The 4,509-nt window shown below is 73.2% G+C and carries 5 protein-coding genes; 1 reads left to right on the forward strand and 4 read right to left on the reverse strand.

The window, feature by feature from the left end; all coding sequences use genetic code 11:
- Positions 1 to 70 precede the first annotated feature (70 nt).
- The 3 genes from RMT89_RS39680 to RMT89_RS39690 form a co-directional block, all read right to left on the reverse strand.
- Positions 71 to 1,342: an ATP-binding protein gene (locus RMT89_RS39680; RefSeq protein WP_315888611.1), complete on the reverse strand. Its 1,272-nt coding sequence runs from the start codon at positions 1,340 to 1,342 to the stop codon at positions 71 to 73.
- Complete coding sequence (locus RMT89_RS39685) at positions 1,339 to 2,046, reverse strand: hypothetical protein (RefSeq protein ID WP_315888612.1); 708 nt, start codon at positions 2,044 to 2,046, stop codon at positions 1,339 to 1,341. The genes RMT89_RS39680 and RMT89_RS39685 overlap by 4 nt, the downstream gene beginning before the upstream one ends.
- A gap of 90 nt (positions 2,047 to 2,136) precedes the next feature.
- Positions 2,137 to 2,643: a dual specificity protein phosphatase family protein gene (locus RMT89_RS39690; RefSeq protein ID WP_315888613.1), complete on the reverse strand. Its 507-nt coding sequence runs from the start codon at positions 2,641 to 2,643 to the stop codon at positions 2,137 to 2,139.
- 102 nt (positions 2,644 to 2,745) lie between these two features.
- Here RMT89_RS39690 and RMT89_RS39695 point away from each other — a divergent pair, with 102 nt between their 5' ends.
- Entirely contained in the window at positions 2,746 to 3,549 is an 804-nt protein-coding gene (locus tag RMT89_RS39695) for a nuclease-related domain-containing protein (protein WP_315888614.1), read from the forward strand.
- Here RMT89_RS39695 and RMT89_RS39700 read toward each other — a convergent pair.
- The coding region (locus tag RMT89_RS39700) for a vanadium-dependent haloperoxidase (protein WP_315888615.1) at positions 3,482 to 4,509 on the reverse strand (1,028 nt) is incomplete at its 5' end. The two genes, RMT89_RS39695 and RMT89_RS39700, sit on opposite strands and share 68 nt — an antisense overlap.

Genomic DNA, 4,509 nt, shown 5'->3' on the forward strand with positions numbered 1-4,509 from the left:
GCCTTCGTCCGGCACGCCGAGGGCACGCACCGAACACCGCGGGCACCGCACAGGACTTTCAAAACACCCCCTAGGGGCGCGGGGAACTGCGCGACAAGCCCCCACCGGCCGGCAGAGAAAGCACAGCCATGGCGCCCCCGTCCTCCGCATTCGCAAAAGCAAGCCGCGCCCCCAGCACCTCCGCCTGCCCCAACGCGATGGTCAACCCCAGCCCATGCCCCTTCGCTCCCCCCTCCGTACGAAACCGCTGCGGCCCATGCTCCAGCAAATACTCCGGATACCCGTCCCCGTGATCCCGCACAGTGATCTGAGCCCCATCCACCGTCACCACCACGGGGTCCCGCCCATGCCGATGCGCATTGGCCACCAAATTCCCCAGCACCCGCTCCAGCCGCCGCCGATCCGTCTCCACGGTCACATCCCGCAGGACCACAACCTCCGTACGGCTCCCCGACGCCCGCACCACCCGCTCGGCCAACGCCCCCAACTGCTCGGTGTCCACATCGAGCCGCTCCCGCCCGGTATCAAGGCGGGAGATCTCCAGCAGGTCCTCCGTGAGCGTCCGCAACGCCGCCACCCGGTCCCGCACCAACTCCGTCGGCCGCCCCGGAGGCAACAGCTCCGCCGCCGCGTGCAGCCCCGTCAACGGCGTCCGCAGCTCATGGGCGACATCCGCCGTGAACCGCTGCTCGGCCTGCAGCTTCCCCTGCAGCGACCCCGCCATGGAGTCCAGCGCGGCGGCCACCGCGGCCACCTCGTCCTGCGGCCGCGAGGGATCCTTCGTCCGGGGATCGTCGACGCGCGCGTCCAGGTCGCCGCCGCTGATCCGCCGGGCCACCCGGGCCGTCGTGTGCAGCCGCCGGGTCACCCGGGTCACCGCGAGCGCGCCCACCAGCAGCGTGGCCCCGATCGCCAGCGCCGAGGACCACAGGATCGCCCGGTCCAGCCCCTCGATCGTGCGGGCCTGCTGCGAGTAGTCGACCTGCACGGCCAGCGCCCGGCCACCGTCGGCCGGGCCCGCCGCCCACATCGTGGGCCGGCCCTCGTGGTCGGCGACCATCGTGCCGCGGTCCCCGGCGACCGCCAGCTCCCGCAGCGCCCCGGGCAGCCCCGGCGGATCGACGCCCGCGCCCGGCGTCAGCCGGTCCCCGGCCTCGAAGGCCGTCGCCGCGCCGGTCAGCCGGGACAGCGCCTCGGTACGGGACCGGCCGACGGTCTGGTTGGTCACCGAGACATGTACGAGCACACCGAGCAGCGCCGTCAGCGCGCAGCACATCACGGTGATGAACACGGCCGCCTTGGTGGCGAGCGTCCCGGCCCAGCGGGGCAGCGCGAGCCTCATCGGCCACTCGCCGAAGCAGAGGCGGAGGCGCGCGGCGACGGCCTGCGCTCACCCGTGCGCAGCATCTCGTCGTGGGTGAGCAGCATCGCGTTGGCCTCGGCGTCCCAGGTCCACTGGAGCCGGTACTCGTACCCCGCGACCTCCGAGGGCGCCCGGACGATCAGGGACCGCCCGGCCAGCTCGACCGCGCTCACGGCGTCGTCGTAGGACATGACCCGCACCAGCCGGTGCTTCTGGACGGTGTAGACGCGCAGGCCGGTCAGCTCGCCGGGCAGGAGCCGGAAGCCGAGCGTCAGGTCCTCGCGGCCGTCGCCGCTCAGGTCCCGGTAGTAGGGCGTGAGGACAGGACAGCGGGCACCGTCCGTGTCGCAGTCGGCCATCCGGCGGGCTGTCTCGCGGTACGGCGCCTCGGCGCCCTCGTAGTCGTCGGGGTTCGCGGCGATCTCGGCGCGCACGACCGCCACCGGGTCGACCTTGCGGATGTCGTCGCCGGGCACGTCGACGCCCTTGACCACCTCGGTGGTCACCTCGCCGATGTCGAAGGCGGGGCTGGACGCCGGTGTCAGCTCCGGCCACAGCCGGGCCGGGCTGACCGCGGTCGGAGTGGCGCCCGCGCCCTGGAGTCCGCCGGCGTCACCGCAGCCCGCGGCGGTCGCCAGCAGCAGGGCGACGGCGGCGGTCGTGCGGACACGGCAGCGGGGCACAGTGCTCCTGTGGTTCGGAGGTGAGCGGTGGCCCCGTACACCTTATTCGGAGGGAAGTCCCTTTTGCCCGCCCAGGGTGGGCCCGGGTGATCACTCGGTGAGCTCCTCCAGCAGCCGGGCGGTGGACAGACCGGCGCGCAGGTACTCGACGAAGAGGTCATTGTGCAGGGCCCAGGGCGAGCGCCGGGACCGTATCAGCCGGATCGACTCCTCGGCGGAGTGCCCCCGCCTCATGAGCGTCTGCGCGATGACCAGCCCCGAGCGGTTGTACCCGTGGTAGCAGCGCACCAGGACCGACCGGCCCGCGTCCAGCGCCTCACCGGCGGCCTGCGCGAGCCGGATCACGCCCGCGAGCTGTGTCCCGTCCAGCGGCCCGTCCGGGATGGGCCACACCTGGTGCTCCACACCGCCGTCCGGCCCGTGCCCCGGCAGCCGCAGAAGCGTCTGTACGAGATCGAACTGGTCCTGTACTACGACGAACTCCAGCTGCCCCGCCACCGCCCGGAACTCATGACCGCCCATCCACAGGCCGGGCACGATCTCGTCCCACGGGGTGTCCGGAGCAGGAACGTCGGGTTGCATCCTGCGGGTACGCAACTGGCGCCTCCCCCAACTTCCCACCCAACTCCTCTCAAAGGTAACCGGGTTCTTGCCCCTGGAGCACCCCGCCTGTTCCCATGGTCAAAGGGGTGATGGTGCATGAGCTCACTGCGTGTCGTGCCGACCTGGCGCCACGGCCAGGAGCGGCTGTACGTCTGCCTCACGGACGGCAGGAACATCGCGTGGTACGACCGTGAGGCCGCCAGGGTCAACCTGCTCAGCGACGAGCGCCGCGATGACGTGCTGGAAGTCCTGGGCCCGTTCCTCACCGGCCCGGTGACGGTGGGACCGCCACCGGTCCCGACCCCGGCCGAGCTGGCCCGCCTCACGCTCCACCCGGACGACGACCTGGCGCCCAACCGCCCCGGCGAGGCGCTCCTGATCGCCCTGGACCGCGACCCGGTACCGCCCCGCCGGCTGCGCACGGATCCCAGGCGCCGCGCGCTCACCGCCGAACAGACGGTGGCGGAGGCCCTGGACCGTCTCGACGGCGCCGGCTGGCACACCCTGCACTCGATCCCGCTGCCGGGCGGAGCGCGGATCCACCACCTGGCGATCGGCCCGGCGGGGCTGTTCGCGATCCACACCCTGTATGCCCGCAAGCAGCGGATCAGGGTCGCGGATCCGATGGTGACGATCGGCCGCCGGGAACCGCACCCCCTGCTGCGCCGCGTCCGGGCCGACGCCGACCGCGCCTCGTACGCCCTGACGGCGGAGGTCCACCCGGTCCTGGCCCTGGCCGGCCCGGCGGACGTCTCGGTCACCGCCCCCCTGCGCGAGGTCCGCGTCCTCCAGGACACGAACCTCGGGAAGCTGGCCCGGCAGGGGGGAGTCCTCAAACCGGCGGACGTGGAGGCCCTGCACGCGATGGCACGGGACCGGAACACCTGGACTCGGGTGTGACTCCCGTCGGGGTCACCTCACCGGCTTGAAGTAGTGCGCGGCGGCGAACCGGCCGATCTTCCGCCCCCCGGTTGCCCACGACGTCCGCGGTCCGGAAGTGGATGCCCTCCCAGACCCGCGCGTTGATCGCGTCCCGGTTGCGGGCCGCCAGGGGGCCGACGAGGTCGCGGCCCGCCCCTTCGCGGAAGTCGGCCGGGTCCGTGCGCGTCCGGGTGGTTCCCGTCACGGCCGAATGCACCCGCAGATCGATGTCACCGTCGGTCAGCCGGTCCAGCACGGCCATCACCGCCCCGTCGTTGGTGCAGTGCCCGCCGATGTACTCGGGGTACGGCGGTGTGTTGGTCAGCGGCAGCCACGACGGATCGGCCTCGGTCGCGGGGTTGCCGTCCGTGTCCGCCAGCCTGATCGCGGTCACCGGCCGCCACAGCGCGTAGGTCAGCTTGGCGTTCCACGTGGTGATCGTGGCGTCCGCGGACGCGGTGTTGGCCGCCGCGAACATCCGGGCCGCCTCGACGATGTCCATGCCCCGCCGCGTGGCGCGTTCCCGGTACGCGGCCTGCGACTGCTGCGGCAGCGGATCCGTGAAGAACAGCGCCGTCTCGGTCTCCTCGGCCGTCCGCTCGGCGCTGTTCCGCGCCCCCATCGCCCGCACCTCGGTGAAGTCCCGCGCGTACCGCTCCGAGGTCAGCTCGGGCGGCGGCCCCGGCATGAACCGGTCCGGCGAGTCCAGCAGCACCGGCCGCAGCTTCGCCATCCACGGGTTGGCGAAGGGCCGGTTGCCGGGCGGGCCGGGCCGCCAGACACCGGGCGCCGGCGAGCGGTCGCACGTCAGGGTCGCGTCCCGCCCGTCCCCCTCGCGCAGGGCGGCCAGGTGCTCGGCGGCCCGCTCCCCGAAGGCGACGCCCTCGTCCTCGGCGCTCCCGTCGGGGATCTTCGCCGGCGAGGCGGCATAGGCGGCGT

Origin of the sequence: Streptomyces sp. P17 (assembly GCF_032436805.1) — a bacterium.
Classification (GTDB): Bacteria; Actinomycetota; Actinomycetes; order Streptomycetales; family Streptomycetaceae; genus Streptomyces.